The following is a 26,916-nucleotide window of genomic DNA, read 5'->3' as shown; positions in this document are numbered from 1 at the left end:
GCCATAGGTCATCCCGTCCGGATGCCGGCCCAACTGCTCCTTGGCGTCCTTGACGACGGCGGCGAGCGCGGCCTCCCCCGCACCAACCTGTGACCAATCGAGACCGGACACCGACAGAGCCACTGGGTATTTCGCGGTAAACCAGCCCACGGTACGGGACAGGTCGACGGTTGGATCGAGTTCTTCTTGGCGCCCGTGGGCTTCGACGTCGATGCCCACGGTGTCACTGCCGGTGAATTCGGTAGTGGCGAGAGCGAAGGCGATGAGCAGGATTTCGTGGATCCGGGTGTGGAATGCCGCGGGCACCTCCGCCAGCAGCACCTTGACGGTCTCGGCGTCATCGAAGGTGAGCGACAGCCGGCCCGCATTGGCGTAGGTGTCTTGTTCCGGGTGCACTGCCGGGAAAACCGCCGGGGTATCGGTCACCTGCCGCCAGGCTTGTGCCTGGGCAACAACTTCCGCCTCATGGGCATGTTCATCGAGCAGCTGCGCCCACCGCGAGAATGAGGTGCGGGGCGCGGACAGAACGATCGGATGACCCGCATGGTGCTGGGCCCAGGCGATGTTGAGATCTTCCAACAGAACCAGCCAGGACACCGCATCGATGGCCAGGTGATGGATGATTACCACCAGCTGTCCGGTGGCCGGTACCCACAACGCGCTGAGCATGACACCGGCATGAGGATTCAGGTGTGCGCGTGCTTCGCGCACTGCCTCGTCCGTGAGTTCATCCACCGATTGCACATGCTCCGCGACAGCCACGGTCCCCGGCTCGGTTACCGTCAACGACCAACCGTCCCCGCCACCGCGGCCATCCTCGCCGTCGTCGATACGCAGCCGCAGCATGGCATGACGATCCAACAAAGCCTGCAACACAATCGCCACATCGGCCTCGGCAACCCCTGCCGGGGCCTGCACCACCATGGTCTGGTTGAACTCATCGATCGGGCCGTCCACGTTCTGCAGCCACGCCATGATCGGGGTCGGGCGCAAGGGTCCGACGCCGTCGTCCGCCGCAACATTCACGCCGTCATCAACCACCACGACGCGGGCCAGCCGTGCTACCGACTGCTCGACGAATACATCTCGGGGCCTGCACATCAAACCCGCAGCCCGCGCCCGTGCCACCACCTGCATCGACAGGATGCTGTCCCCACCCAACTCGAAAAACGACTCGTCGGCGCCGACCCGCTCCAACCCCAGAACCTGGGCGTAGATACCGGCCAACAGCTCCTCGACCGGGCTTACCGGGGCCCGATACTGGCCTCCCTGGTACTCCGGAACGGGCAACGCTCGCTTATCGAGCTTTCCGTTGGGCGTCAGCGGCAACGCGTCCAGCCGCATGACCGCGGCCGGCACCATGTAGCCCGGCAACTGCTCCGAAAGCGCGGCACGCGCCGCGTCGGGATCGGCGGTTCCGGTGATGTAGCCGACCAAACGTTTGTCGCCCGCACGATCCTCCCGTGCCACCACAACCGCCTGCTCCACACCATCCAGATCGGCCAGCGCAGACTGGATTTCACCAAGTTCTATCCGATATCCACGGATCTTGACCTGCTCGTCGGCGCGGCCCAAATAGTCCAGCTGCCCATCGGCGCGCCAGCGCACCAGATCCCCCGTGCGGTACATGCGCATCCCCGAACCACCGAACGGGCACGCCACAAACCGTGACCCCGTCAACGCCGAACGGTGCCAATACCCAACCCCGACTCCGGCACCCGCGACATACAGCTCACCCACCACTCCGGACGGCACCGGCTTCATCGATCCGTCCAGCACGAACAGTGCCGCTCCCGGAACCGGCGAACCGATCGGCACACCGCGCGATCCCGCCTTCAGCGGCGCACTCACCGCCGCATAGATCGCGGCCTCCGTCGGGCCATAGGCGTTGAGCATTAGCCGGTCCGGACCCCAGCGGTCCACCAGCTCGGCCGGGCATGCCTCACCGGCGACCACCAATGCCACCGACTCCAGACCGACCATCGGGAGCATGCCTGCGGCCGAGGGTGTTTGGCTCAGTACGGTGACCTGTTCGGACACGAGCAGCGCGTGGAAGTCCTGGGGAGACCACTCCATCTCCTCGGGCACCACCACCAGCCGTCCGCCACGCAGCAGGGCACCGAAGATCTCGGACACCGAGACATCGAAGGCCAGGGAATGCCATTGCGACCAGACTCCAGCAGACGGCAGCCCAAGACCGGTCGATGCCACCAGCTGTGTCACGTTCTGATGCGTGACCGCAACGCCTTTGGGAACTCCGGTGGTACCCGAAGTGTAGATGAGGTAGGCGATGTCGCTCGGCGACGGCACCGGCAGGGCCGTGGCCGGTTGCGTCTGCATGAGGGAGCCGTCGATATCGATGACCTCCGGCGCATGGCCGTTGAGCCGCCCGGCCAGTTCGGCGGTGCTGAGCACCACCGAGGGCGCCGCGTCCTCAAGCATGAATCCGACACGGGTGCCCGGTAGCGCCGGATCGATCGGCAGGTACGCCGCGCCGGCTTTCAGCACCGCGAGAATGGCGACGATGGCCTGTGCCGAACGCGGAGTCAGCAGACCCACGCACTGACCCGGGCCCGCTCCGCGATCGACGAGCAAGTGCGCCAGCCGGTTCGACGCCTCGTCCAGCTCCCGATACGTCATCGAACGGCCCGCGCAGGTCAATGCCACCGCCGACGGGATACGCATCACCTGTTCGGCGAACAGCGCCGGAATCGACATTGATATCGAGGGTTGGGCCAGCACGGACCGGTTCCCGATCTCATCCAGCCGCGCATGTTCGACATCGTCGAGCAGATTCACCGAGGACAACGTCCGATTCGGGTCTGCGGTCAGGGCAGTCAGCACCCGCTGCAGCCGGTCGGTCAGCTTCGTGACGGTGTCCGGGTCGAAGACGTCAGTGCGGTACTCGACTCTGCCGCTGATTCCGGCGGGATCGCCTGCCTCACTCCATTGTTCGGAGAGCGAGAAGGTAAGGTCCATCCGCGCCGACTGGGTGTCCGACGGTAGCGGCGTGACCTCAACATCTCCGAGAGAGAGCCCGACCCCCGAGTCGAAGGAGTTTCCGGGGAGGTTCTGCCAGGCCAGCATGACCTGAACCAATGGATGATGGCTCAGCGACCGGACCGGATTGAGCCGCTCCACCAGCAATTCGAAAGGCACATCCTGGTTCTCGAAGGCGGCCAGACTGCGTCTGCGTACCTGGGCGAGCAGTTCGGCGAAGGTGGGATCCCCGGCCACATCGACCCGCAGCACCAAGGTGTTGACGAAGAAGCCCACCAGCTCGTCCAGCGCGGGATCGCGCCGCCCGGCGATCGGGAAACCCACTGCGACATCGTCACCGGCGGTGATCTTCGCGAGGAGCACCGCCAAGGCGGCCTGCATCACCATGAAGCTTGTCGCGTTGTACTCGCGCCCCACCCGCCGAACATGCTGCTGCAGTTCGGCCGGCCAATTGATCTCGACCGTGGCTCCGCGCTGATCTGCCATGAGCGGATAGGGACGATCGGTGGGCAACTGCAATCGCTCGGGCATCCCCGCCAGCGCGTCTTCCCAATAGGCCAGCTGTGTCGCGAGACGGCCGTCGCTGTCGTCGAGATCACCGAACTGTGCGCGCTGCCATAGGGTGTAATCCACGTATTGCACGGCCAGCGGCTCCCAGTCCGGAGCCTGTCCCGCACACCGGCCGGCGTATGCCACTCCCATATCACGCATCAGAGGGGTGATAGACCAGCCATCGGCGGCAATATGGTGCACCACCGCCGCCAGCACATGTTCGTCCTCGGCCGTCCGGAACAGGCATGCCCGCAACGGGATCTCCGACTCCAGATTGAACGCGTGGGACGCCACCGCACCGACTGCGTCGGTCAATCTGTCGGTCGACCACCCACTGGCATCGACAGCCTCCCAACCGAAATCGACCCGCTCGACCGGCACCACCACCTGTTGCGGCGTTCCGCCGGGCGCCGCAAACAAGGTACGCAGACTCTCGTGGCGGGCGACCACATCGACAAGCGCGGCACCCAACGCCTCGACATCGAGCGGCCCGTTCAGCCGCAACGCGGCGGCGATGTTGTAAACCGGTGAGGGCCCCTGCAATTGGTCGACAAACCACAGTCGATTCTGGGAGAACGACAGCGGCACCACGTCAGGCCGCGCGCCCGCAACCAACGGTTCGGCACCTCCCGCGCACTCCCCGACACGCGGCGCCAGCTGGGCTACCGTGGGGGCCTCGAAGATCGCACGGACGGGAAGATCCGCGTCCAGCGCGGTATTGATCGCCGCGATCAGGCGCATCGCCGAAATACTGTCGCCGCCAAGGTCAAAGAATGATTCGTCTACTCCGACTCGTGTGACCCCGAGCACCCGGGCGTAGATGCCGGCAAGGATCTCTTCCGTCGGATTGGCAGGGCCGCGGTATTCACCGGCAGCGTATTCGGGAGCCGGTAGCGCCCGTTTGTCCAGCTTGCCGTTGGGTGTCACCGGCAGCTCGGTCAAGACCACCACCGCGGCAGGAACCATGTACGCCGGCAGGCGGTCACCCAATGCGGCGCGCGCCGCAGCCGGATCGGCGGTCCCGGTGACGTAGCCGATCAGGCGCTTCTCACCCGGCCGGTCTTCCCTGACGATCACCTCCGCGGCCTGCACCCCGTCCAGATCGGCAAGGGCGGACTGGATTTCGCCGAGTTCGATGCGGTACCCGCGAACCTTGACCTGCTCATCGGCACGGCCCACATACTGCAGCTGACCATCGCCGCCCCAGCGCACCAGATCGCCGGTGCGATACATGCGAGTGCCGGGCTCCCCGAACGGGCAGGCGACAAACCGGGACGCGGTGAGCGCGGACCGGTTCACATACCCACAACCCACGCCGTGACCGGCGACATACAACTCACCGACCACCCCGGCAGGCACGGTGCGCATCCAGCCGTCCAGCACGAACAGGGCCGCACCCGGTACCGGGGAGCCTACCGGCGGCGTACCCGATCCCGCCGTCAGGGGCACACTGATCGACGCGAATATCGTCGTTTCCGTGGGACCGTAGGCGTTGAACATCGTCCTGCCCACGGCCCATCGGTCCACCAAGTCGGGTGAGACGGGCTCGGCGCCCAACACCAACGCCGCCGATTCCAATCCCTCCGGCGACAGCATCCGCACCGCTGACGGAGTCTGGCTGAACACTGTCACCTTCTCCGCGATCAGCAGCGCGTGGAAGTCCTTGGGCGAGCGTGCCACCGCGTCGGGCACCACCACCAAACGGCCGCCGTGCAGCAGCGCGCCCCATATCTCCCATACCGAGAAATCGAAGGCATAGGAATGGAACTGCGCCCACACCTGGTGTGGTGCCAATTCCACGCCGACGGCTGCCGCGTCGAACATCCGGGTCACATTGCGGTGGGTGACTGCCATCCCCTTAGGGATTCCGGTCGTACCCGACGTGTAAATGATGTGAGCCAGGTCATCGGCGGCAGGAATCGTTGGCGCCAGGCATGATTGAGATCGCGCTGCGGGATCGTCGACATCGACGACGGGCAGCGTCAACCCCGCGAACCGGTCCATCAGTGTCGCCACGGTGATGGCCACGACCGGCTCCGAGTCCGCCACCATGAACTCGATGCGTTGGGGCGGATGTGCGGGATCGATCGGCAGATAGGCCGCGCCGGTCTTCAGGACGGCAAGAATCGCCACGATGGCCTGAGCCGAGCGGGGAAACAGCAGTGCTACACATCGTCCAGGGCCGGCTCCGTGCGATTCCAGCAGGTGCGCCAGCCGGTTCGCTTCCTCGTCGAGCTCGCGATAGGTCATCGAGCCCCTCTCGAAGGTGACCGCCACCGCGTCCGGGGTACGGGCCACCTGCTCACCGAACAGGGCCGGTAGCGAGGCCTCCCTCGCCCCCTGACGCAATACCGCCCTGTCACCCCACACATCTAGCTGCCGATGATCCGTGTCATCCAGTACGTCGAACGACGACAACCTGCACCGCGGGTGGGCGGTCATTGTCGCCAACACCCGTTGGAAGCGCTCCACCCATGTCGCGATGCTGTCCGGATCGAATACCTCGGTGTCGTACTCGATGCGCAGGCCGAGCCGCTGACCCGGCTGCGCTTGGACCGTCAGCGGATAGTGAGTGGATTCCCTGCTGGTGATATCGGTGATGGCCAGCTCATGTTCGCCGGCCAGGGCGGCGGCATCGATCGGATAGTTCTCGAACGCGAAGAGCGTGTCGAACAGCTTGTCCTGTCCGGTGATTCGGTGGATCTCACCCAGTGCCAGATGCTCATGCTCGAGGGTGTCATTGTGATCGTTCTGCAACTGCGCCAACAGGTCCACGGTGGTGGATGACGCCGCGATGTTGGCGCGTACCGGCACCGTGTTGATCATCAGGCCCACCATCGATTCGGCGCCGGGCACCTCGGCCGGTCTGCCGGACACCGTGGTGCCGAAGACGACATCGCGCTGACCGGTCAGCCAGCACAGCAGCTGCGCGAACGCGGCCTGCAGCACGACATTCACGGTGGTGTGGCACGCGCGCGCCAATTCGCCCACGGACCGTGAAAGATCGGCGGGTAGCTGAACCAGCTCGGCTCGTTGCGTTCCGACCCTGGTCCGATCCTGCGGGCCAACCAATGTCGGATTGTCAAAGCCCGCCAGCACTCGGTGCCACGCCGCACGCGCGGCATCGCGATCCCTGCCGCCGAGCCAGGTGACGAAGCCCCGGTACGGCACGGGTGCGGACAACCGCTGCCCGTAGTAGCCGGCGAATATCTCCCCCAACAGGATTGGCAGCGACCATCCGTCAAGCACGATGTGGTGGTTAGTCAACACGAGACGGTGACGCTGCGCCGAAGTGCGGATCAACGAGACCCTGAAAGCCCGCCGATTGCCCAGATCGCATACCGCAGCACGCTCATCAGCACACAGCCGCTGAATCTCGGCGTCCACGTCCACGTCCACGTCGCCGTCGAGTTCGAGGTATTGCCACGGCACGACGGGGGCGGCCGGAATGATCTGCACGGGCTCGTCGAACTGCCCGCAGAAGCGCGCCAGCAGATGCGGATGCCGGGTGATCATGGTCTGCACCGCATCATGCAGACGGTCGGCGTCAAGGGGCCCGGTCAGGGTGAAATCCAACTGTCCCGCATACAGATCGTCGCTTCCGGCCACCGTGTTGGCGTGGAACAGCAGCCCCTGTTGCACGGGGGTCAGTGTCAGTATGTCGGCAATCCGGTGTTGGTCCGCCAGCTCATCGATCTGTCGTTGGCTCAGGCGCGCGGGGGCGATATCCGATGGTGTCAGTCCGCCACCGCCCGTGCGCACGTGGGCGCAGATTCCGGTCAGCGCCTCGAACCAGAGGCGGTTCAGCCGGCTGATCTGCTCGCGCTCGAGAACCGATGGCGCCCACGTCCAGTTGGCGTGCAACCGCGGACCGGCATCGGTGTCGATGGTGACCGCGTTGAGTTCCACGGTGTGCGGCAGCGGCATGGGTATCGTTGCCGCCGCACCGGCGCCCGCCCAGCGTTGCGGCCCCGGCCGCCACAAGGCTTCGGAAAGCTCGGCCGCGCGGCCTTGGCGTCCCAAGTAGTTGAACCCGATCGTCGGGTCGGCGCCCGCTAGATCGACGTTTGGATTCAGGTAGCGCAGCAGCCCGTAGGTGAGCGGCTCCGGCAGGGCGCGCAGCTGCTCCTTGGCGTCCTTGATCGCCGCCCCCAGCACCCCGTGTCCGGAGACCACGTGCGCCCAGTCCAGACCGGAAACTGATAGTGAGACCGGGTATTTGGCGGTGAACCAGCCGACGGTACGGGACAGGTCGACGTCGCGCGGGGCTGCGCCACCGAGGTCTTCAAGGCGCCCGTGCCCCTCGACATCGATGCCGACCGCCTCGCCGCTGCCCACGAATTCCGCTGTGGCCAAAGCGAAGGCGATCAACAGTATCTCGTGGATTCCGGCCTTGAATGCCGTCGGCACCTCACCGATCAGCATGCTGGTCGTATCGGCGTCCAGCTCGGCGGCGTGATGTCCGGCGGTGGCGAAGGTGTCCGCGTCGGGACGCACGGCGGGCAACGCTGCGGGGGCTGCCGTCACCGCCTTCCAGGTGTCCACGCAGTCCACGACTTCCGGATGGGTTGCCCGCTCCGATAGCCGTGTCGCCCATTGCGCGAATGAAGTTCCGGTGACAGGCAGCACCACCGGTTGGCCGGCGCGATGCCGAACCCACGCGACGTTCAAGTCCTCCAACAAGATCCGCCAGGACACGGCGTCGACCGCAAGGTGATGGATGATGACCACCAATTGCCCGGTGGCTGCCGCCCATATCGCACTGAGCATCGCACCCGTTTGTGGGTTCAACCGCGAACGCGCTTGCACTATCAGGTCATCTGTCAGCTCGTCCACGGATTGCAGGCAGTCGCGGGCATCCACCGTCCCCTTCTCGGGCGCCGTCAACGACCAACCGTCCGCCTCGGGGTCAACACGCAGACGCAACATGGCGTGTCGGTCCAGCAAGGCCTGCAACACGATTGCCACATCGGACTCGTCGGCTCCGACCGGGGCCTGCACCAGCATCGTCTGATTGAACTCATCGATCGGCCCCTCGGAGGCCTGCAGCCAGCGCATGATCGGGGTGGTCGGCACCGGCCCGACTCCCTCGTCCGTCAGGCCTGTCGACCCGTCGGACACCTCGACCACGCGGGCCAGCCGGGTGACGGTCTGTTCGACGAAAATGTCGCGCGGCCGACAGGTCAGACCCGCGCCACGTGCCCGCGTCACCACCTGCATCGACGAAATGCTGTCCCCGCCAAGCTCGAAGAAGGACTCATCGACGCCCACGCGGTCGAGTCCCAGGACCTGCGCGTAGATGCCCGCCAATATCTCCTCGATCGCGGTATCGGGCGCGCGATACCGATCAAGGCTCTGGTATGCCGGTGCGGGCAGGGCCCGTGCATCCAGCTTGCCGTTTGCGGTGAGTGGCAGCGCGTCCAGCACCACCACCGCCGCCGGAATCATGTAGGGCGGTAGCTGCTCGGCCAGCGCGGAACGCGCGGCAGCGGGATCGGCGGTTCCGGTGATGTACCCGACCAGGCGCTTGTCTCCGGGACGATCCTCTCGGGCGATCACCACCGCCTGATCCACACCGTCGAGCATGGCCAGCGCCGCACCGACATCGCCCAATTCGATGCGGTACCCGCGAATCTTGACCTGCTCGTCCGCGCGGCCAAGGTAGTCCAGCTGGCTATCGGAACGCCATCGCACCAGATCTCCGGTCCGGTACATGCGTGCGCCGGTACCGTCGAACGGGCAGGCCACGAAACGTGATGCCGTCAATCCGGCGCGGCCGAGATACCCGGCGGCCACACCGGCTCCCGCAACGTACAACTCACCGATCACCCCGGCGGGTACCCGTCGCAGCGACTCGTCGAGCACGAACAGGGCTGCCCCGGGTACCGGGGAGCCGATCGGCGGCGCTCCCGAGCCGGCGGTCAACGGTGTGCTGATCGCCACGCACATCGTGGTCTCGGTAGGCCCGTAGGCATTGACCATCACCCGGCCCGGAGCCCAGCGATCCACAACCTCTGCCGGACAGGCCTCACCCGCCACTACCAACGCCATCGAATCCAGGCCGGTGGACGACAACGCACCCGCCGCCGAGGGCGTCTGGCTCAACACACTCACCTGTTCGGCGACCAGTAGCGCGTGCAGATCATCGGGTGAACGCGTCAACTCTTCGGGCACCACCACAAGTCGCCCGCCGTGCAACAGTGCGCCAAAAATCTCCCAGACGGAAACATCGAATGACAGCGAATGCCACTGCGACCACACCCGCCCCGGCGGTAGGCCGGAGTCTCCCGACGCCAGCAGTTGGGTCACGTTGTTATGCGTGACCGCAACACCTTTAGGGACTCCGGTGGTGCCCGAGGTGTAGATCAGATAGGCGATATCTTCGGGTGTAGGCCCCGGCAAGGCGGTGCCGGGTTGAGTGCCGATTCGAGGATCGTCGACGTCGATCACCGTCACACCGTGGCTCGCGATCCGCTCGGCCAGATCAGTGCTGCTGATCGCTGTGACCGGCGCGGCATCCGCGAGGACGAACCCGATCCGCGCCGCCGGCAGCGCCGGGTCCAGGGGCAGATACGCGGCACCGGATTTGAGCACCGCCAGAATCGCCACGATGGCCTCGGCCGACCGCGACAACATCAGCGCCACACACCGGCCCGGAGCAGCACCCTGGTCAACAAGCAGGTGCGCCAACCGGTTCGACGCCTCGTCAAGCTCTCGATAGGTCATGGACCGGTTCTGGAAGGTCAGCGCGATGGCCACTGGAGTGCGGACCGCCCGCGACGTGAACACCTCGGCAATCGATGCGTGCGTCGCCGCCGGCCCGGCCAGCACCGACCGGTTCCCGATGGCATCCAGGTGGGTGCGCTCGACATCGTCGAGCAGATCCACCGACGACAGCTGTCGGGCGGGATCGTCCGTCATGGCCATCAGTACCCGCTGCAGCCGTGCGATCAACGCCTCGACAGACGCCGCGTCGAAGACATCGGTGCGGAATTCAACCGTCCCACCGATTCCGGCAGCATCACCGGACTCCTCCCAGCGCTCGCCCATGGAGAACACCAAATCCATGCGGGCGGTGTGGGTATCGGCGGGAATCGGCGTGACCTGCGCATCGCCCAGGGACAGCCCGGCTGCCGGATCATCATGACCCGCGAGGTTCTGCCACGCCAGCGTCACCTGCACCAGCGGATGATGGGTCAGCGACCGCGTGGGGTTGATCCGTTCCACCAGTACCTCGAATGGCACATCCTGATGCTCGAAGGCCGCCAGGCACCTCCGACGCACCTGCGTCAACAGCTCGGCGAATGTGGGATCTCCGCCGACGTCAATCCGGAGCACCAAGGTGTTGACAAAGAACCCGACAAGGTCATCGAGCGCGGGATCGCGACGTCCCGCGATCGGGAAGCCCACCGCGACATCGGAGTTGGCACCGATCTTCGACAACAGCACGGATAGGGCCGCCTGCATCACCATGAAACTCGTCGCGTTGTGCTCGCGCGCCAGCCGGGTGATCCGCTGCTGCACCTCGGCCGGCCAGTCCACCTGTACCGTGGCACCGCGTTGATCAGCGACACTCGGGTATGGGCGGTCCGTGGGCAATTGCAGGCGCTCCGGCATTCCGGCCAGCGCGTCGCGCCAGTAACTCAGCTGTGCGCCGATGGGGCTCGTCACGTCGTCGATATCACCGAACTGGGCGCGTTGCCACAGGGTGTAGTCGATGTATTGCACGGGCAACGGCGACCAGTCGGGGGCGTGACCCGCGCACCGGGCGGCATAGGCGGTCCCCAGATCACGCACCAACGGCGCGACCGACATACCGTCCGCGGCGATATGGTGCACCACGGCGGCCAGCAAGTGTTCATCGTCGGCGACGCGAAAAAGCCTGGCTCGCATGGGTATCTCGTTTTCGAGATCGAAGGTGCGGTGCGCCACCAGACCCACGGCCTCGCCAACCCGGCCGGTGCTCCAGCCGCTGACATCGTCAATTCCCCAGCCGAAATCTGCCAGCTCGGCAGGCACCACGACCTGCCGTGGGGTTCCGTCGGGCGCCGCGAAGTACGTGCGCAGGCTCTCGTGCCGGGACACCACATCGGCAAGTGCCCTGCCCATCGCCTCGGCATCGAGCGGCCCTTCCAGCCGCAATGCCACGGCCATGTTGTAGACGGGCGAGGGTCCCTGCAGCTGATCCAAGAACCACAATCGGTTCTGCGCGAACGACAACGGCACCACCGCGGGCCGCTCGCCCGCCACCAGCGGCTGCTGCCCTGCCACACCCTCGTTGATTCGGGGGGCGAGCTGGGCAACTGTCGGAGCCTCGAACACGGTGCGGACGGCCAGGCCGACACCCAAGTTCGCGTTGACGGCGGCGACCAGACGCATCGCCGAAATGCTGTCGCCGCCGAGGTCGAAGAATGAATCGTCGACGCCGACGCGCTCCACTCCGAGCACGTCGGCGTAGATCCCGGCCAGGATCTCCTCGGCGAGATTTTCCGGAGCGCGGTATTCGCCGGTGGTGTATTCCGGCGCAGGCAGCGCACGGATGTCCAATTTCCCGTTTGACGTCAGCGGCAGCACGTCCAGGACCACAATCGCGGCCGGCACCATATACGCCGGGAGGCGTTCGGCCAGCGCGGCTCGCGTCTCGGCCGGATCAACCGACCCGGTCACGTACCCGACCAGGCGCCTACCCCCGGCCTGCTCGGCGCGGGCGATGACCACCGCGTTCTCGACACCGTCGAGAACGCCCAGCGCGGACTGGATTTCGCCCAGTTCGATGCGGTACCCGCGGATCTTGACCTGCTCGTCGGCACGGCCCAGGTAGTCCAGCTGGCCGTCGGCACGCCAGCGCACCAGATCGCCCGTGCGGTACATCCGGGCGCCGACTGTCCCGAACGGGCACGCCACAAATCGTGAGGCCGTCAAACCGGCCCGATCGACATACCCGTGCGCCACACCGTGACCTGCCACATACAGCTCACCGACAACCCCACCCGGCACCGGCCTCAGGGATTCGTCAAGCACCAGCAGGGCCGCACCCGGCACCGGGAACCCGATCGGCGGCGCACCAGAACCTGCCGTCAGGGGCGCACTGATCGCCACACACATCGTGGTCTCGGTGGGCCCGTAGGCGTTGATCATCACTCGGCCTGGGGCCCAGCGATCCACGACCTCGGCCGGGCAGGCCTCACCGGCCATCACCAGCGACACCGATTCCAGCCCATCGCGGGACAGCACAGCGACCGCCGACGGCGTCTGCGTCAACACGTTCACCTCGTGAGAAACCAGCAGGGCATGAAAGTCCTGAGGCGAGCGCGCCACTGACTCGGGCACCACCACCACGCGGCCACCGCGAAGCAGTGCACCGAAGATTTCCCAGACGGAAACATCGAATGCCAGCGAATGACTGTGCGACCACACCCCGGCCGGGGGCAGGCCCGCGTCCAGGTTCTGCAACAACTGCGTCACGTTGCGATGGGTGATGGCAACGCCTTTCGGCACACCGGTGGTGCCCGAGGTATAGATCAGATAAGCCACGTCGGCGGCGTCCGGTGCCGGGGGCATCGCATCCGGCTGGCCTGCGATCCCCGGATCATCGATATCGACTACCACCACGTGGTGGCCACCCAGTCGGTCGGACAGGCCGGCGGTGCTTACCGCCGCGGTCGGCGCGGCATCGGCGAGCATGAACGCGATCCGTTCGGCGGGCAGCGCCGGATCCATCGGAACGTATGCCGCCCCCGACTTCAGGACCGCCAAAATCGCCACCAGGGCCCCGGCTGAACGTGGTAGCAGCAGCACGACCCGGTTTCCCGGGCGGACACCGGCACCAATCAGTCTCTGCGCCAGCCGGTTCGACGCCTGGTCCAGCTCACGGTACGTCATGGACGTGTCCTGACACACCAACGCTTCAGCATCCGGGATGCGAGCCACGTGCCTGGCGAACAACTCCGGAATCGACTGGTGCGCGGGTGCCGCCTTGGTGAGCACCGAACGGTTTCCCAGTTCGTCCCACCGGAGGCGTTCGCCCTCGTCGAGCAGGTCCACGCAGGACAGCCGACGATCGGGGTCGGCGGTCACGGCAGCCAGCACCCGCCGCAGCCGCGCGGCCAGCATCTCGATGGTGTGTGGGTCGTACACATCGGTGCGGAACTCCACGTGCCCGCCGATCCCGGCCGGATCACCTGCGGAACTCCAGCGCTCCGCCAAAGAGAACACCAGATCCATTCGTGCCGAATGGTTTTCCAGCGGCATTGAGGAGACATCGAGGCCACTCAGTGCCAGACCGGCCGCGGGATCGTCATTCCCGGCGAAGTTCTGCCACGCCAGCATGGCCTGCACCAGCGGGTGATGGGTCAGACTCCGGGTGGGGTTGAGCCGCTCCACCAGGACCTCGAACGGCACATCCTGATGTTCGAATGCCGCCAGGCTGCTCGCGTGCACGCGGCCGAGGAGTTCCGCGAAGGTGGGGTCGCCGGCCAGATCAACCCGCAGCACCAGGGTGTTGACGAAGAACCCGACGAGCTCGTCCAGCGCGGGGTCCCGCCGTCCTGCGATCGGAAAGCCAATCCCCACATCGTTACTGGCGCCGATCTTCGACAACAGCACGGCGAACGCGGCCTGCACCACCATGAAGCTGGTGGCGTTGTGCTCCCGCGCGACTCGCCGTACTTGTTGCTGCAGCTCTGCAGGCCAGTCGACCCGCACGGTGGCACCACGCTGGTCGGCCATCGGCGGGTAGGGCCGGTCGGTGGGCAGCTGCAGCCGTTCCGGCATCCCGGCGAGGGCGTCCTGCCAGTAGGCGAGCTGAGCTCCGATGCGGCTGCCGGTGTCATCGATCTCGCCGAATTGGCCTCGCTGCCACAGTGTGTAGTCGATGTACTGCACCGGCAACTCGGGCCAGCCCGGCGCCTGCCCCGCGCACCGGCTGGCATAAGCCAACCGCAGATCGGCTCCCAGCGGCGTCAGCGACAGGCCGTCGGCCGCGATGTGATGCACCACGATCACCAACACATGCTCGAGCTGGCCGACACGGAACAGCATTGCCCGCAGCGGTATCTCGGTCGCCAGATCGAACGTGTGGCACGCGGCATTCTGGACGGCCTCGGCCAGCCGATGCTCTGGCCAGTCGATCGCATCTACTGCGTCCCAGCCGAAATCGGCCTGCTCCGCGGGAATGACGACCTGCTGCGGCATCCCATCACGTACCGGGAACACCGTGCGCAGGCTCTCGTGACGGGTCACCACATCGGATATCGCCGCGCGCAATGCTTCGGTGTCGAGACGCCCGCGCAACCGCAGGGCGGCGGGCATGTTGTACAGGGCCGAGGGTCCCTGCAGCTGATCGACAAACCACAACCGGTTCTGCGCGAACGACAACGGGACAACGGGTGGCCGCTCCCCTGCCACCAGTGGCTCCACCCCGCCGGCAGCACCCTCATCGACGCGCGGCGCCAACTGTGCGACCGTGGGCGCTTCGAACACCGCACGCACGCCCAGATCCGATTGGAGCGCGGCGTTGATCGTAGTGGTAAGCCGCATCGTGGTCAGCGAGTCGCCACCCAGATCGAAGAACGAGTCGTCGACGCCCACCCGTTCGACGCCGAGCACCTCGGCGTAAATGCCTGCCAGGATCTCCTCGGTGGGAGTGGTGGGGGCACGGTAGTGATTGACATCCTGGTATCCCGGGGCCGGCAGAGCGCGCGTATCGAGTTTTCCGTTGACGGTTACCGGCAGTGCCGGCAACACCACCACCGCAGCCGGCACCATGTAGGCGGGTAACCGGTCAGCGAGCGCGGCACGCGCCTTGGCCGCATCCACCGATCCGGTGACATAACCCACCAGTCGCTTGTCGCCCGGCAGGTCTTCACGGGCGATCACCACCGCCTGCTCCACAGCGTCCAGATCGGCCAGGGCGGATTGGATTTCACCGAGTTCTATCCGGTATCCACGGACTTTGACCTGCTCGTCGGCGCGCCCCAGATAGCGCAGCTGTCCGTCGGAGCCCCAGCACACCAGGTCCCCGGTGCGGTACATGCGCACCCCGGCATCACCGAACGGGCATGCCACGAATCGCGCCGCGGTCAAACCTGAACGCCGCCAGTACCCGGCACCGACCCCGGCTCCGGACAGATACAGCTCACCGACCACTCCGGCCGGCACCGGCTTGAGCCATTCGTCGAGGACGAAGAATGCCGCCCACGACACCGGTGAGCCGATCGGCGGAAAGCCGGATCCTGCGTGTAGCGGTGTGCTCTTGCATGCCCACATGGTGGTTTCTGTTGGGCCATAGACATTTACCATTACCCGGCCGGGAGCCCATCGGTCCACCAGTTCCGGCGGGCAGGGTTCGGCCCCGATCACCAGTGCCACGGATCCCAGGCCCTCCGGCGACAGCATGCCCACCGCCGACGGGGTCTGGGTCAGCACCGTCACGCCCTCGCCGACCAGGAGCGCATGAAAATCCTCCGGCGAGCGCGAGACGGTGTCGGGCACCACCACCAGACGTCCACCATGCAACAGCGCACCCCAGATCTCCCACACCGAGAAATCGAAGGAATACGAGTGGAACTGCGTCCACACCTGCTCAGGGGACAGTGGCACGCCAATATCCAGCCTGTCGAACAATTGGGCAACGTTGTGCTGGGTTACCGCAACACCTTTGGGTACACCGGTGGTACCCGAGGTATAGATGACGTGGGCCAGGTCATCGGGCGACGGTGCCGGAGGCGCGGTGCTCGGCATGATGTCCAGGGTCGGGTCGTTCACATCGAGGACGAGAATGTGGAATCCACCCAGCCTTCCCGCGAGCGCTGCGGTGGTGATCGCGGCCCTCGGCGCCGAATCGGTGAGCATGAACTCGATCCGGGTATCCGGCAGTGCCGGATCAATCGGCAGGTAGGCCGCCCCGGACTTCAGCACGGCCAGGATGGCCACAATCGCCTCGGCCGTGCGCGAGAACAACAGCGCGACGAACTCTCCCGGACCCGCGCCGTGTCCTATCAGGATATGTGCCAATCGGTTTGCGGCGTGATCCAGCTCGCGATAGGTCATGGACCGACCCTCGAAGGTGACCGCCACCGCATCGGGAGTGCGGGCAGCCTGGGCCGCGAACAGCCCGGCGACGGTCGACGGTGCCGCCGGGTGCGTCAACACCTCCTCGTTGCCCCACTTCGCGAGCCGTGCATGCTCGACACCATCGAGCAGGTCCATCGAAGACAGTCGACGCCGCGGTTCGGCGGTGACAGCCGCCAATACCCGTCGCAGCCGATCGATCAGCACCTCGATGGTGCCGGCGTCGAAGACATCGGTACGGAATTCCGCCGTGACGGCGATCCCGGCCCGCTGACCAGTCTCGGTCCAGCGTTCCGCCAGCGAGAGCGCCAAATCCATACGCGCCGTGTCCGTGTGCACCGAGATCGGTGTCACCTGCAAGTCGCCCAGCGTCATGGCAGCGGCCGGGTGGTTCCCGTGCCCGGGGAAGTTTTCCCAGCCCAACAGCACCTGCACCACGGGGTGATGGCTGAGGCTCCGGGCCGGGTTGAGCCGCTCCACCAGGAATTCGAAGGGCACGTCCTGGTGTTCGTAAGCGGCCAGACTGCGTCGGCGTACCTGCGCCAACAGTTCGGCGAAGGTGGGGTCGCCCGCCACATCGATGCGCAACACCAGCGTATTGACGAAGAAGCCGACCAGCTCGTCAAGCGCGGGATCTGGACGACCGGCAATCGGGAAGCCCACCGCCACATCGGAGCTCGCCGTGATCTTCGATAGCAGTGCGGCGAAAGCGGCTTGGATCACCATGAAACTGGTCGCGTTGTGTTCGCGTGCCACCCGACGAATCTGCTGTTGCAGCTCGGCCGGCCAGTCAGCCGCAACTCGGGCACCACGATGGTCGGCGACCTGCGGGTAGGGCCGGTCGGTGGGCAGTTGCAAGCGCTCCGGCAGCCCGGCCAGGGCATCCTGCCAGAAGTCCAGCTGCGCGCAGATACGACTGTCCGCATCTTCCAGGTCGCCCAGATGCGCACGCTGCCAAAGCGTGTAGTCCACGTACTGCACAGCCAGGGGTACCCAGTCGGGCGCCCGCCCGGCCCGTCGACCGGCGTAGGCCACGCCCAAATCACGGGCAAACGGAGTGATCGACGAACCATCGGCGGCGATGTGATGAACCACCGCAACCAGCACGTGCTCTTCCTCGCCGACAGTGAACAGCTCAGTGTGTAAAGGACTTTCAGCGCTCAGATCAAACGTGTAGCGGGCGGCGGCATCGATACCTGTCCGCAGCCGGTCCTCCGTCCAGCCCCGGGCGTCCACCATCTCGCAGGCAAAGCCTGCCTCCTCGACGGACAGGACTAGCTGTCGTGGTGTTCCGCCGGCCGCCGCGAACACGGTCCGCAGACTTTCATGGCGGGCCACCACATCCGTGAGCGCCGCGCGCAACGCATCGGCATCGAGGTCACCGCATAGGCGCAATGCCACCGCAATGTTGTAAATCGGCGAGGGACCCTGCAATTGGTCGATAAACCACAGCCTGTTCTGCGCGTACGACAACGGGATCAGTGCCGGCCGGTCCCTCGCGACCAACGGTTCGCCACGGCGGGCGTCTCCCCCGACCAGGCCCGCCAGCTCCGCGACAGTGGGCGCCTCGAAGACTGCCCTGACCCCCAAGTCAGCACCCAGACTGGCATTCACGGCGGAGATCAGGCGCATCGCCGACAGCGAATCGCCACCCAGATCAAAGAAGGAATCGTCGACGCCCACCCGCTCCACACCGAGGACCTGCGCGTAGATGCCGACCAGGATCTCCTCGACCGCACCGGCGGGCGCACGGTAACGATCCGCATCCTGATACTCGGGCGCCGGCAGGGCCCTACGGTCAAGCTTGCCCGAAGACGTCAGCGGGAATTCCTCCAGTGCCACGATGTGAGTCGGCACCATGTACTCCGGTAACCAAGCGCTCAACCGCTGGCGCACCTCACCGATCTTGGTGTTGGTCCGAGGATCGTTGGCGTGGCTGATGCGCTGCGGGGCATCCACCGCCGGCACATAAAGATCGGTCAGTACCGGAGCCCCACCGCTGCCGTCCGCGGCAATGAAAACCGCACTGACAGTGCCGGGTTGGGCACCATAGGTGACCGCGACGTGATACCCGGCGTCCTCGCCCAGACGATGCAGCTCTTCGGGGGCGACGGCCTCCGAAGCGGCGCCGGCTCCGGATAGCGCGTCGGCAAGGGGCCGTCCCGCGGTCAGCGCGGCCTCCAAGCGGACATCGTCGATCTGCCCGATGTGCGGAATATCGATGATCCGCACCGTCATGGGGCGCTCGGACATCAACGCGTCGCGCAGTCCCTGCGCGTCCGCCCAGGTCCATACGGGCGCGCCGGCCACCGAACGTGCGGATGTGCCCGTCTGGTGGATGACGACGTCGTAGCGGTACCGACTCAGTTCGTTATCGGCCCAGCCGCGTTTGACTCGGATATCCAGCCCGCCCGCCGAGGGCCGCGAATCGGCCCATGTGGTGAAAAATTCTGGTGCCAAGAGCAATTCGGTCTCGCCGAGCATGGCGTGACGAACGCGCTGGCGGACCTCGGCGGCATCGGTGGTGGCGCTGCGACCCAGCGCGATGCCGGTCTGGAATGCGCCCTGCAGGGTGTGGTTACGCACGTCGCCGATGAACACCGCCCCGCCGGGGGCCAGCAGTTCCATGGCACTGTCGATAACCTCCGCCAGATATCCCGCGTTGGGAAAGTACTGGACCACCGAGTTGAGCACGATGGCATCGAAGTGCGCTCGCGGCAGCCCCTCGGTGACATGAGCAGGCTGCGTCAGCAGCCGGACCCGCTCGCACCACGGGGCCTGCAGCTCGTGCAGCGCACGTGTCAAATTGGCGATGGCCACCGGCGAAAAGTCGGTGGCCACGTACTCGTCGCATCGCGGGGCGAGCTCCGCCAGCAGCAGCCCCGACCCCGCACCGATCTCCAACACCCGGCGCGGCCGCAGCGACATGATCCGATCGACTGTGGCGCTTCGCCATTCGACCATCTCGTCGAGCGGGATCGCATTACCGGTGTAGCTGCTGTTCCAGCCCCGGAAGTCCATACCGAAACCGGACTCGACGTGGGCTCCGTATAACTCGTCGTAGAGGTGCTGCCACTCCTGCACGTCTCCGGCATCGTCGTCGACGGTAGCCGAGGAATTGAGCGTTACATACGCGACCAGGTGGGAGCCGGTAGCACCGTCCTGCACCGTGACGGCCGCCTGCGTCACCTGCGGGCACGCCAGCAGGGTGTTCTCGATCTCGCCCAGCTCGATGCGCTGGCCCCGCAGCTTGATCTGGCCGTCGGCACGCCCGAGGTAGTCCAGGGTCCCCTCGGGGGTCCAGCGCACCAGGTCGCCGGTGCGGTACATCCGCTCCCCCAGAGCGCCATACGGTCCTGGAAAAGGACTCGCCACGAAGCGTTCCGCGGTCAGATCGACTCGGCCCAGATAGCCGTGGGCCAGCGCCGGCCCGCTCAAGTACAGCTCGCCCACCACCCCCACCGGGACGGGATTGAGCCAGGCGTCGAGCACCATCCCACGCACCCCGGCGATCGGGGCCCCGATGCGGATCGGCTGTCCCGCCCGCAACCGCGCGCAGGTGACCCAGACAGTGGTTTCGCTGGGGCCGTACCCGTTGAACATCCGCCGTTCCGGAGCCCACGCTTCAACCAGCTCCGGCAGGCAAGCCTCGCCGACGGCGATAAGTGTCTGCAGCTCAACGAGTCTGGCCCGATCAAGCGTCGAGAGCACCGTGGGTGTCACTATCGCGGCGGTGACGTTTCTGCTGTGCAGCAGGGAGGTCAGCGCCTCACCCGCGTAGACCTGCGGCGGTGCCACCACCAACGCGGCTCCCGAGCCGGCCGCCAACAACATCTCGCCAACCGAGGCGTCAAAGGTCGGCGAGGCCACCATCAAGACCCGTGCGTCGTGGCTCAATCCGAACAGATCGCGCTGGGCGGCGGCCCAGCCGAGTAGGCCCGCATGACTGAGCGCCACTCCCTTGGGTGTGCCCGTCGAACCCGATGTGAAGATCACATAGGCGGTGTCCGTAACTCCCAACGCCGACAGTCGATCGGTGTCACTGATGGCCTCGGCGGAGTATCCGGACATGTCAGAACCGTCGGCCCGCACCACCGGAAGCTGCCCAGCGATATCCACATCAGCTGCGCCACAGGTCAATACACACACCGCGCCCGCCGCGTCCAGCACGGTGGAAATACGTTCGACAGGATGATCCAGATCCACCGGCACATACACACCGCCGGCCTTGACCACCGCCCACCATGCGACCACCAGCTCGGCGCACCGATCCATCGCCGCGCCCACCGCTCGCTCCGGGCCCACGCCGGCCTCGATCAGCATGCGGGCCAGTCTGTTCGACGCCTCGTCCAACTCCCGATACGACATCGCATGCTCACCGTGTAGCACCGCTGGCGCATCCGGATGTGCGGCCACCGCGGCGGTCAGAAGCTGCGGAGCCAGCCCTACCGGTGCCGTCTCACCCGCGCCGGACAGTCCGGACAGCAGCAGTTCACGCTCGGCGCCGTCCAGCAGCTCCACCGACGACAGCCGCCGATCCGGATCGGTTGTCATGGCTACCAGCACTCGCTGTAACCGTTCGACGAGCGCCTCAATACTGACGGTGTCGAACACATCGGCGTCGTATTCGACGTGCAGGCCGAGCTCGCTGCCGGGCAGCACCTCGACCGTCAGCGGGTAGTGGTTGTACTCCCGGTTGGTGAATTCCGCGATCGCCAAACCATCGGCGCCCAACATCGTGCCACTGTCAATGGGATAGTTCTCGTAGACGAAGAGCGTGTCGAATAGCTGTTCGTGACCGGTCACTCGGTGAATCTCATTGAGCGCCAGGTGCTGGTGCTCAAGTGTGTCGTTATGGGCACCCTGGAGCTGAGCCAACAGATCCACGGTGGTTGTGGTGGCGCTGATGTTGGCGCGCACTGGGACGGTATTGATCAGCAGTCCGACCATCGATTCGGCGTCCGCCACCTCCAGCTGGCCCACGCGCGACCGGGGAGTGCCGAAGACGACGTCGTGCTGACCCGTCAGCGATGTCAACACCATCGCCCAGGCGCCTTGCAACACGGTGCTGAGCGTGGTCCGGCAGGAACGTGCCAGTTCACCGAGGGCACGCGTGGTCTGCTCACACACCCGGGAGGACTCAAACCCCCTGCGCCCCAGCTCCAACCGATCCTTGGGCCCCACCAGTGTGGGTGTATCGAGGCCGTCCAGTACCTCACCCCACGCCGCGCGGGCAGCATCGAGATCCCGGTCGGCCAGCCACGTCAGAAACGCACGATAGGAACCGGCCGCGGTCAACCGCTGCCCGTAGTAACTGGCGAAGATCTCTCGCAGCACGATCGGCAACGACCAACCGTCGAGCAAAATGTGATGGCTGGTGAGCACGAATCGGTGCCGATGTGTCGCCGTGCGAACCACCGCGGCCCGAAATACAGATTGGTTGGTCAGGTCGCATACCGCGGCGCGTTCCGCGCGGCACAACTCATCGATCAGTTCATCGACTTCCGCATCGTCATCATCGAGTTCGACGTACCGCCACTGCACCACCGGGTCGGCGGGAATGATCTGAACCGGCTCGTCGAACTGATCGTTGAACAGCGCCGCCAGATGTGGATGCCGGGCAACAACGGTGCGCATCGCATTGTGTAGCCGGTCAGGGTCCAGGGGGCCGGTAAGCGTGAAATCCAACTGCACCGCATACATGTCGTTCCCGGCCTGAGCGGTACTGGCGTGAAACAACAGTCCTTGCTGCAATGGCGTCAACGGCAGGATGTCGGCGATATCGCGCTGCCGTTCCAGCTCGTCGATCTGCGTCTGACTCAGACGGGCCGGGGCAATATCGGACGGTGTCAGGCCTCCCCCGCCCGATCGCACATGGGTGCAGATACCCGCCAGTGCCTCGAACCAGAGCGCACCGAGCGCACCGATGTCGCTGTCGTCAAGAATCGATGTCGCCCAGGTCCATTCGGCATGAAGTCGGATCCCGGAGTCGGTGTCTATCGCACCCGCATTCAGCGTGACGGCGTGTGTCAACGGCATCGGTACCGCCTCGGCGGCGCCGATCACCGCCAGCCCATCGTGGTTGAGGCGCCACCCATCTCCGAAGGATCCGGTTGCAGTTCCCAGCCGTCCCAGATAGTTGAACGCGATCGACGGGTCTGGGGCCTCCAGGTCGACATCGTCGTTCAGATAGCGCAATAACCCGTAGCCCAAGCCATCGGGAAGCGCCCGGAGATGTTCCTTGGCTTCCTTGATCGCCGCCCCGAGCGCGGCCTCCCCTGCCACCACCTGAAGCCAGCGCAGATCGGAAACAGGCAGTGACACTGGGTATTTGTTGGTGAACCACCCCACAGTGTGGGACAGATCGAGGTCGGAGCCCAGTTCCTCGTGCCGCCCATGACCTTCGACATCGATACCGATCGCGGGTCCGGCCCCATTCAGGAACTCGGCCCAAGCCAGACCGAACGCGATCAGCAGGATGTCTTGCACCCCGGCGTGAAACGCGGTCGGGACCTCACCGAGCAGCATCCCGGTGGTCTCGGCGTCCAGCTCCACCGACAGACGTCCGGCGGTGGCGTAGGTATCGGTCACCGAAGGCGCCACCGGCAGCGCGGAGGCCGTCTTCGCCACCGCCTTCCAGGCACCTGCCTGCTTGACCACGTCCGGATGGCGCGCGTGTTCGGCCAATGCCGCCGCCCAGCGGGCGAACGACGTCCCGGTCGCGGGCAATGCTGGCGACTGCCCCACACGGTGCTGCGCCCATGCGACGTTCACGTCCTCCAACAAGATCAGCCACGACACCGCATCGACGGCAAGGTGATGAACGATCATCACCAGCTCACCCGAGGCCTCGATCCACAACGCGCTGAGCATCACCCCGTCGCGGGGGTTCAACCGCGCCCGCGCCTCCAACAGCGCCTCATCGGAGAGCACATCCATCGATCGCAGACACTCGCGGGCACTCACCGCGCCCACGTCCGCCGTCCGCAGCGACCAGCCGCCGGCACCGTCATCGTCGACGTGCAACCGCAGCATGGCGTGGCGATCCAGCAGGGCCTGCAGGACATTCACCACATCGGCTTCGACCGTGCCTGCTGGTGCTTGCAGCACCACTGTTTGGTTGAACTCATCGGTCGGTCCATCCGCCGCATGCAGCCAGCGCATGATGGGTGTCGCCCGCACGGGCCCGACACCCTCGTCGATCACTTGAGCATCACCAGCGACAGAGCTGGTCACCCTCGCCAGCCGCCCGACGGTCTGCTCCACGAAGACATCCCTCGGGCGGCAGGCCAGACCCGCCGCCCGCGCGCGAGCCACCACCTGCAGCGACAAGATACTGTCGCCCCCCAGCTCGAAGAAGGATTCGTCCACACCCACGCGCTCAAGACCGAGCACCTCGGCGTAGATGGCCGCGAGGATCTCCTCCACCGAATCTCCCGGTGCCCGGTACTCGCCGGCGGTGAACTCGGGTGTCGGGAGCGCGCGGATATCTAGCTTGCCGTTGACCGTCATCGGGAGTGCGTCCAGCACCATCACCGCGGCCGGCACCATGTAGTCCGGCAGCAGCATGGTCAGCGCGCGCCGCGCCTCGGCCGGGTCCGCTGAACCGGTGATGTAACCGACCAGCCGCTTGCTGCCAGGGCGATCCTCGCGGGCGATCACCGCCGCCGCCCGCACCCCGTCCAGTTCTGCCAGCGCGGACTGCACTTCACCGAGCTCGATCCGATACCCGCGGATCTTGACCTGCTCATCGGCACGACCCAGGTAATCCAGCTGTCCATCGGTGCGCCAACGCGCCAGATCCCCGGTGCGATACATCCTGTCGCCCGGCTCGCCGAAGGGGCAGGCCACAAAGCGGGATGCGGTCAGGCCCACCCGGCCCAGGTATCCGACTCCCACCCCGGCCCCGGCCACATACAGCTCGCCGACCACACCGGCGGACACCGGCCGCAGCCATTCGTCGAGAACAAACAGCGCGGCCCCGGGTACCGGGGAACCGATCGGTACGCCGTGTGGCCCTGCGGACTCGGCAGTCAGAGGCGCGCTGATCGACGCACAGATCATTGTCTCGCTGGGGCCGTAGGCATTGACCATCATTCGTCCGGGCGCCCACCGGCCCACCACATCGGTTGGGCATGCCTCTGCCCCGATGACCAACGCCGCCCGCTCCAGCCCTTGCGGCGATAAAACCTGTACGGCCGAGGGTGTTTGGCTCAGCACCGTGACCTTCTCGGCGATGAGCAGAGCGTGGAATTCCTCCGGCGAGCGGGTTACGTCCTCGGGTACCACCACCAGGCGACCACCGCGCAACAACGCACCCCAGATCTCCCACACCGAAAAATCGAAGGAATAGGAGTGCGCCTGCGACCACACCCCCGCGGGTGGCAGGATCGCATCCAGCGAAGCGAACAGCTGTGTGACGTTGCAATGTTTGATCCCAACACCTTTGGGAACACCCGTGGTGCCCGACGTGTAGATCAGGTAGGCAAGATCGTCGGGGTGCGGCATCGGTGGCGCGGTGGCGGTTTCCGCGTCCACGGCGGGGTCGTCGACATCGATCAGCCGCACGCCGAACCCGTCGAATCTGCCGGCCAGATCCGCCGTACTGACCACCACCGTCGGCTCGGCATCGGCAACCATGAACGCGACCCGCTCCGGCGGCAGTGCCGGATCGATCGGCAGATACGCCGCGCCCGATTTGAGTACCGCCAGGATTGCCATGACCGCCTGTGACGATCGCGGCAACATCAACGCCACACACCGCCCCGGACCCGCGCCCCGACTTATCAGGAAGTGCGCCAAACGATTAGCCGAGCTGTCCAGCTCGTGATAGGTCAATGACCTGCCCTGAAATGTCAGAGCCGGCGCCCCCGGAATGCGCGCCACCTGTGCGGTGAACAGCTGGGGAACGGCGGCCGGTGCGGACGCCGGTTCGGTCAGCACGGTCCGGTTGCCGAGCCGATCCAACGTGGCCTGCTCACCGGCACCCAACAGGTCCATCGATGACAGCAGTCGCTCCGGGTCAGACTTCATCGAGGACAGCAGTCGCTCCAAACGGGCCACCAGATCGGCGCCCGCAAAGCTCGCGAAGGGCTCCCCGGCGCCCACCGTGCTCACGTATTGCTCGTCACCGAACCCCAGAAAGAACAGACCGAAATGCCCCACCGGCCCGAAGGTCGTATAGGTGGCACTCCCCGGCACGCCGCCGAAATCCAGGGTGAGCCTTGCCGGCACGAAGTTGACCACCACCCGATTGGGCGCCTGTCTCGGGCCACGAAATTCGTCGTTGGCAGTCAGGGTGCCAACCGGAAATCGCTGGTGCCGCAATGCTTCTCGCGACTTGTTGTCGACCTGTCGACAAAATTCGGCGACCGTGATTCCCGCCCCCGCGTGCAAGACCAGCGGTACCACTCCAGCGAGCATCCCGGGACGTACCTTCGACTGTGGATCAACTCTCCTGCTCACCGGAAAGTCGAGCACTACCTCATCGGAACCGCCGGCGCTCCATCCGTGCACCAGGAGCGCGCACGCCGCGGTGAGTACCGACGATTTGCGGACTCGCAACGCCTTGGAGAGCTCCTTGACCCCGTCCACCACCGACGAGTCCAGTTGAACCGGCACAGAGGGGGCGTACGGGTCCTGCTGGTCGGCGATATCGGGCGGCCGCAGGCCGGTTTCCGCCCCCGAGGGAAGGTTTCCCAGCCAATAGTCCTGATCTTCGAGGTATTCGGCGGACGCCACATAGTCCGATTCACCGCCGACGAGGTCGCGCAGCGAACCGAAGAAGGCCGGTGAGATTGACATACCTGCCGCCAGCGACGAGTAGACAGCCGCAATCCTCCTGCCCACCAAGGCAATACCCAGTCCATCAAGGGATATGTGGTGCGGGCACGCGAACCAGTAGTACTCGTCGTCCCGCGTTCGAAACAACGCGAATGAGACGAGTGGGCCTGTGAGCGGCATCGGCGTTCGCTGGATCGCAGCCGCCAGGTCACGGGCTTCCTGCGCCGGATCGCGTGAGCCTCTCAGGTCATGAAAGGCCATATCGATGTCGAGGCCATCGACCACCGTCTGCAGAACCGTGCCATCCACCTCGAGGATGGATGCTCTCAACGATTCCGTTTCGCCGACCACATGACGAATCGCCTGCTGAAGCACATCACGGTCGACGGCGCCGTCGATCCGCACCAGCACACCCAGCTGCCACGCCATATCACAACGGCCCGTTTGTTGTGCCAGCCAGATTTCCCGTTGCTCTCGTGTCAGCGGAAGCGCCCGATTTTCGAGTTCCAC

At 65.8% G+C, this 26,916-nt stretch carries 1 protein-coding gene (only partly in view); it reads right to left on the bottom strand.

Annotation, left to right across the window (positions count from 1 at the left end):
• Positions 1 to 26,916: the 5' portion of a non-ribosomal peptide synthetase gene (locus tag B4393_RS23755; RefSeq protein WP_078336227.1), read on the bottom strand. It extends 4,185 nt beyond the left edge of the window; 26,916 of the gene's 31,101 nt are visible here — the first part of the coding sequence; the start codon lies at positions 26,914 to 26,916; its stop codon lies off the left edge, out of view.

The sequence above is a fragment of the Mycobacteroides franklinii genome (genome assembly GCF_002013895.1).
In the GTDB taxonomy this organism is placed as follows: Bacteria; Actinomycetota; Actinomycetes; order Mycobacteriales; family Mycobacteriaceae; genus Mycobacterium; species Mycobacterium franklinii.
This window is presented reverse-complemented; position numbering and strand designations above follow the sequence as displayed.